The following is a 6,536-nucleotide window of genomic DNA, read 5'->3' on the forward strand; positions in this document are numbered from 1 at the left end:
CTCGACCCCGCTGCCTAATCTGCGGAAATCGATTTCTGAGATGAGAGGCGCTGGGATGCCAGTTGTGCCGAACCGTGCGGCCGCCCACCGCACGGCCGACGAGCTGTCCAGGGACCTGGTGGCACGGGGACTGCAAGCGGCGCGGGACGCCATCGAGACCGAGGCCGCGGCCGTGTCGGCACTCGCCGACCGCCTGGACGGGGTCTTCCTGGAGGTGCTGATCGCCGTCGCCCGATGCGAAGGCCACCTGGTGGTGACCGGCCTCGGCAAGTCCGGCCTGGTCGGACGGAAGATCGCCGCAACGCTCGCGAGCACAGGTACTCCGGCCACTTTCATCCACTCCGGCGACGCGTTGCACGGGGACTCCGGAGCGGTGACGACCCGCGATCTCGTTCTCGCCTTGTCTGCATCCGGGGAGACGGCCGAGGTGTGCGAGTTCGCCCGGATGTTGCGGGACCGCCAGATCCCGGTGATCGCGATGACCGGCCGCGAGGAGTCGACGCTGGCGCGGTTGGCGAGGTACACGCTGGACACGATGGTGCTCCGCGAGGCGGATCCGTTGAACCTGGCGCCGACCGCGTCGACGACCGCCTCACTCGCGATGGGCGACGCGCTGGCGTGCGCCCTCGTCGTACTGCGGGAGTTCAGTCATCACGACTTCGCGCAGTTCCATCCGTCCGGTGCCCTGGGCAAGCGTCTCTCGGAGGACCAGGCATGAATGATGTCTGTGTGCTCGGGTCGTTCATGAAGGACCTGGTCGCGTCGGCGGAGCGGCGGCCGTTGCCGGGTGAAACGTTGCACGGCACCGGATTCGCGGAGTTCCTCGGCGGCAAGGGCGTGAACCAGGCGATCGCGGCCGCCCGGATGGGCGCGCGGACGGCGATCGTCGGGACGATCGGCGAGGACCGGTACGGCGAGGAGTTCCTGGAACTGCTGTCCGCGAACGGGGTCGAGACGTCCTGGGTGGTGCGGCATCCGTCGCTGGGCACCGGGGTGGGGCTGCCGCTGGTGCTACCGGACGGCGGGAACTCGATCATCATCGTGTCCCGCGCGAACGCGGCGATCACCGCGCTGGACGTCGAGGGCGCGACCGACGTACTGACCGCGAGCAAGGTGCTGAGTGTGCAGCTCGAGCTCCCGGTCGAGGCGAGCCACACCGCCCTCCGGCTCGCCTCGGCCGCGGGCGTCACCACGATCCTCACACCGGCCCCGGTCGGGCCGGTTGACCCGACGTTGGCGTCGTACGTCGACATTCTGGTGCCGAACGAGGTGGAGGCCGCGGCGCTGACCGGGCTGAACTGCGACGACGAGTCGCAGGTGCCGATGATCGCGCGCAAACTCGCCGAGGACTGGGACCTGCGGGCCTGTGTGGTGACGCTCGGGGCTCGCGGTGCCTATGTCCTGGACCGGGTCGGCGGGTTCGAGGAGCGGATCAGCGCGCACGAGGTCGACACCGTCGACACGGTCGGCGCCGGCGACGCGTTCTGCGGTTCGCTGGCCGCGTCGCTCGCGGACGGGGCCGACCTGGTGGACGCCGTACGGCTGGCGAACGCGGCGGGTGCCCTCTCGACCACAGTGCACGGGGCGGCCGACTCGGCCCCGGGCCGCGCCACCGCCGTCGCCCTCCTGGAGTCTGCTGCCTCATGAGATCCTTTGGGCGGGATCGGAGTTAGAGTGCGATCCAGACGACCATCGGATCTCCAGCGGGGAGCGGGTATGACGACGATCTACGACGTCGCGCGTAGGTCGGGGGTTTCACCGGCGACGGTGTCACGCGTGCTGAGCGGCCGGCGGAACGTGGATCCCGAGCTGTCCGAGAAGGTCCGGGCCGCGGTCGCGGAGCTCGGGTACCGTCCGAACGGGGTCGCGCGGAACCTGCGCAAGTCCTCGACGAACCTCTGGGCGGTTGTCATCTCGGACATCGAGAACCCGTTCTTCACCTCGCTCGTCCGCGGGCTCGAGGACGTGGCGCAGACCGAGGGGTACCACGTCGTACTCTGCAACTCCGACGAGGATTCCGCGAAGGAAGCGGCGTACGCGTCGGCGGTCCTGACCGACCAGATGGCCGGCGTCGTGATCTCCCCGACGTCGACGGCCGAGGGCGTCCACCTGCTGGCGAACGCGAAGATCCCGCTTGTGATGATCGACCGTCGCGTCGAGGGGGTCGAGGCCGATACCGTGCTGGTGGACAACGAGCACGGTGCGTTCGAGGGCGTCAAACACCTGATTGACGGCGGGTACCAGCGGATCGCCTGCATCACCGGGCCGCGCAAGGTGTCGACGGCGATGGACCGGCTGGCCGGGTACCGGTCCGCGCTCCGGGCCGGCGGGATCCGGTACGACAAGGACCTAGTCCGGCACGCCGACTTCCGCGAGGCCGGCGGGTACGCCGCGATGGAAAGCCTGCTCGAACTACCCGATCCGCCCGAGGCGCTGTTCGCCACCAACAACCTGATGACCGTCGGCGCGCTGGAATGCCTCGCGAAGAAGGGCCTGCGCGCGCCCGACGACATCGCGATCGTCGGCTTCGACGACATCCCCTGGGCCGACCTCGTCGTACCCAGCCTGACAACCGTCGCCCAGCCGACCTACGAACTCGGCCGCACCGCCGGCCTCCTCCTCAAAGACCGCACCGCCTCCCCCGGCCGCCCACCCTCCACCGTCACCCTCCGCACCGAACTCCACATCCGAGCCACCTCAGCCCCCAAGAAGTAAAAGACCCCACTCCGCCGAGTCGTGGCGATTGGTTGTGGACGCGGATCGCGAGTCGTGGATTTTGGCTCGCGAAATCAGCCAAGATCCACGACTCGACGGAGCGCGGCGTTAGTGGAGGAGTTCAACCTGGGCGAGGGGGGTGCGGGTGGGGAACGTCAGGCGGTAGTGCTGGTAGTTGGCTGGGGAACTGATTTTGAAGGGGCGGGTTTGGCGGGGCCAGGGGAAGGTTTGGTTGGTGCGTTCGTCGATGAGGGTCCACGTGGTGCCGTCGGTGGAGGCTTCTAGTTGCCAGGTGGTGGGAGCCGCCTCGGCGCCTGACGTCAGGGTGTAGATGGTGGGGGTCGCGGGGGCGGGGAGGGACCACGTGGTGACCCGGTCGACGGTGGTTTCGGTGGCCGAGGTGTCGTCGAAGAGGGGATTGCCGGCGTCGACGGGGATCAGGTCGACGAGGGGCGTGGGTACGGCGTCGCCGGTCGTGAGCGCGGGTGGGAGTTCCAGGGTCGCCCAGTCGGACGGTTCGGCGCCCAGGGTGAAGTGGAGTTGGCCGGCAGCGGTCAGGTTCGCGTGGGTGATTGATGCTACGGACAACTGTTTGCCGTCGACCTGGAGATCTTGTACATAAGGGTGTTCGGGGTTGGTCGCGGTGATCGTGAGCGGACGGCCGCCCAGCGGGGAGACGAGTACGCGCGAGAAGAGCGGCGAGCCGATCGCGTACTCGGGGGCGCCGACCCGGAGCGGGTAGAGACCGAGCGCCGCGAACAGGTACCACGCGGACATCTCGCCGTTGTCCTCGTCGCCCGGGTACCCCTGCCCGATCTGCTCACCGACGTACAGCCGGTCGAGGACCTCGCGGACGATCGCCTGGGTCTTGGCCGGCGTACCGGCATAGTTGTACATCCAGGCGATGTGGTGGGCCGGCTGGTTCGAGAAGCCGAACTGGCCCATCCGGACGGCCTGCGCCTCGCGCATCTCGTGGATGACGATCGAGTACGTGCCCTTCTTCATCGCGAGTTCGGGGGTCGCGAAGAACGCGTCGAGCTTCGCCTCGAGACCGCTTGGTCCGCCGTACAGGTTGGCCAGGCCGCGCGGGTCGTGCGCGACGTGGAACGCGAAGTTCCACCCGTCGGTTTCGGTGAAGTCGCCGCCCCACTCCTCGGGATCGAAGTCGGCGGGCGTCTTCGCGAAGGCACCGTCCGGCCGACGTCCCTGGAAGAAGTTGATGTCGTTGTCGAACAGCAGAACGTAGTTGAGCGACCTGCGCCGCAGGTACTCCGCTTCTTCCAGCAGTTGCGCGCGCCGCTCGGGGAATGCATCGGCCAGGTTGGTAGCCATGGAGGCCAGCGCGAAGTCGTTCAGGTACGCCTCGAGCGACCACGACACGCTCTCCTCGGTGTCCCTGCTCACGTATCCGGCGAAGAATCCGGTCTCGACCCCCTTCCGCCCGACCTCGGTCGCCTCCGGTGCGACAGTCGCGTTCCGCAGCCCCGCGTCGTACGTCGCCAACGGGTCGGGCAACGTCACGCCCTTGAGGTACGCGTCCGCGAACGACACGTCGGAGCTCGTCCCGGTCATACAGTCCGCGTACCCGGGCGAGGACCAGCGCGCGATCCAGCCGCCGTCGCGGTACTGCTGCACGAACCCGTCGACGAGCTCCGCAGTCAGCGCCGGGTAGAAGAACGCGTACGCCGGCCACGCGGTCCGGTACGTGTCCCAGAAACCGCTGTTCACGTACATCTTCCCGCTCTTCACGACCGCGTTCGTCTCGCGCGCGGTCGGGGCACCTGATGTGGGCAGCACCGGGCTGGCGTAGCGGTACTCCGGTGCGTCCGGCGTACCCGCATTCTCGAAGTGTGAGTTCGGGTAGAGGTTGAGCCGGTACAGGTTCCCGTACACGGTCCGCAGCTGCGGCGGCGTCGCGCCCTCCGGCCGGATGACCTGCAGGCGCTCGTTCCACACCGCGTTGGCGGCGGCCTGGACCTCCTCGAACGACCGCCCCTCGAGCTCGAGCTCTACATTGCGCCTGGCCTGGTCGACACCGATGAAGGACGTCGCGATCCGCAACGTCACCTCAGGTACGTCGAAGCTCGCGGCGCGCGCGTTCTCGCGACCACCCCGCGCGGCCCCGAAGACGGTTGGCGGGGAGGAGAATGTTCCGTAGCAGAACATCCGGGTGCGACCGGTTTCGGCGCCGTTCTCGACCCAGCCGGTGACCGCGTTCCCGTCGTACTCGAAGGCGCCGTTCTCGTCGATCGTGTCGAAGATCAGGTGCCGTCCTGGTGCGTCCTCCGGAAACGTGAAGCGGAAGATCGCGCCGTGGTCGGTCGGGGTGAGCTCCGCGCGGATCCCGTTCGCGAGGTCGACCGCGTACAGGTCGGGGCGGGCGGTCTCGTCGTCGTGGCTGAACGCGGCCGCCCGCTCGGCGGCATCGCCCAGCGGCTCCGCGGCGGCGACCGGCATGATCGTCAGCTGATCGCGGTCGCCCATCCACGGGCTCGGCTGGTGCGAGAACGTCAGGCCCTGCAACTCGGGGCGATTGTCCGCGTTGTTGGCGCGATGGTATTCGTACGGCCAGCGGTACGTCGACGCGTTCGTGACCGGCGTGAGGAAGTTGAACCCGTTCGGCCACGCGGTGATCGGGAGCGTGTTACCGCGGGAGAAGTCGTGGCTGGCGTTCGTCCCACGGCGCGTATCGACGTACGCCGTCAGGTCCGACCCATCCGGCTCCACCGGCGCCGGGCCGATCTCGACGTCGTCGATCCAGCCCGCGAACTCGTGCCCCGCCTCGGGCGCATCCACGACAAGCACGACCTGCGCGATCGTCTTCCCCGCGGCCGCGGTCAGATCGACCTGTACGTCGTTCCACTGGTCGGCGTACAGGATCTTCGCAGCCCCCTGCCCCGCGGCGTCACCAGCCTTCCCGTACTGATCCCGCGCCCCGTCCAACCGCGTCCCGTCCGCAAACACCACCTCGACCGCCACGTACGTCGCCGCGTAGGTCAGCCCCGCATCGAGCTCCGGATAAACCTTGTACCCCAACCGATCCCCCGCCGAGACCACCCAACCCCCACCAGGCAGCCCAACCTCCTGCCGCCCACCGCTCGTCCCCGAGTACCGCGTCCCGTCCACACCCGCGAACCCCGCCCGCGAACTAGTAGGTCCACCAGGCCCGCCACCACACTCAATAATCACGCCGCAATCCTACGAACCACCACGCCACCCCCGTCACCATGTTTCCATCCTGGACTCGTCCCACCTGCTGCTAACCTCTTGAGCACGAGGCCTTCGATGGCCGCGGAGAGAACGCCAGGTCTCCTGCCAGACCCGCCGAACAGGTGCGGCGCTCCGGACCATCGAAGGCCTCGTCACATCTCCCGCCACGCAAACCGCCGGGCTGGTGATCCTCAGCCAAGGCTCGCGAAGCCGGTCCCTCCAGCAGCTCGACAGTACGTATACGTCCACTGCCCCGGCGATGGAGGTGGCAGACCACGGGTTATCCGGGCTCTTGTGACTGATGTGGGTGGTCGACGGGTTCCAGGGCGGTGCCGGGCCTCGTGTGATGTGCACGCTCGACAGGACGTGTCCGGTGGCCGGGTAGTGCACCTGAGCGTGAACGCGCCCGTGCGTACACCGTCTCACCGGTGCACTACCTGTCGAGCGTGCACACCACCCCGCCGCGAGCAGCCGTCCCGCCACCAACCCGATCACCCAGCCACCCGTCCGGCAGAGGAACGGATATCCGGCTCTTCTGACTGATCCGTGGGTCAGTTTCGGCCGGGGAGGGGTGGGCGGTAGCCGCCGAGGGTGAGCATGGCCAGGGCGAT

4 protein-coding genes are annotated in these 6,536 nt (G+C 68.4%); 3 read left to right on the forward strand and 1 reads right to left on the reverse strand.

The window, feature by feature from the left end; translation table 11 throughout:
* The first annotated feature begins 64 nt into the window (after positions 1–64).
* From ACWF0M_RS30505 to ACWF0M_RS30515, 3 genes are all read left to right on the forward strand, one after another.
* Entirely contained in the window at positions 65–718 is a 654-nt protein-coding gene (locus tag ACWF0M_RS30505; protein ID WP_452239174.1) for a KpsF/GutQ family sugar-phosphate isomerase, read from the forward strand.
* On the forward strand, positions 715–1,647 hold the full coding sequence (locus ACWF0M_RS30510) for a ribokinase (RefSeq protein ID WP_452239175.1): 933 nt from the start codon (positions 715–717) through the stop codon (positions 1,645–1,647). Before ACWF0M_RS30505 ends, ACWF0M_RS30510 begins: the two co-directional genes overlap by 4 nt.
* Positions 1,648–1,716: 69 nt before the next feature.
* Positions 1,717–2,715: a LacI family DNA-binding transcriptional regulator gene (locus ACWF0M_RS30515; RefSeq protein ID WP_452239176.1), complete on the forward strand. Its 999-nt coding sequence runs from the start codon at positions 1,717–1,719 to the stop codon at positions 2,713–2,715.
* A gap of 108 nt (positions 2,716–2,823) precedes the next feature.
* Here ACWF0M_RS30515 and ACWF0M_RS30520 read toward each other — a convergent pair whose 3' ends face one another.
* Positions 2,824–5,904, reverse strand: coding sequence for a GH92 family glycosyl hydrolase (locus ACWF0M_RS30520; protein ID WP_452239177.1), 3,081 nt, complete (start codon positions 5,902–5,904; stop codon positions 2,824–2,826).
* Positions 5,905–6,536 lie beyond the last annotated feature (632 nt).

The sequence above is a fragment of the Kribbella sp. NPDC055110 genome (assembly GCF_053607525.1).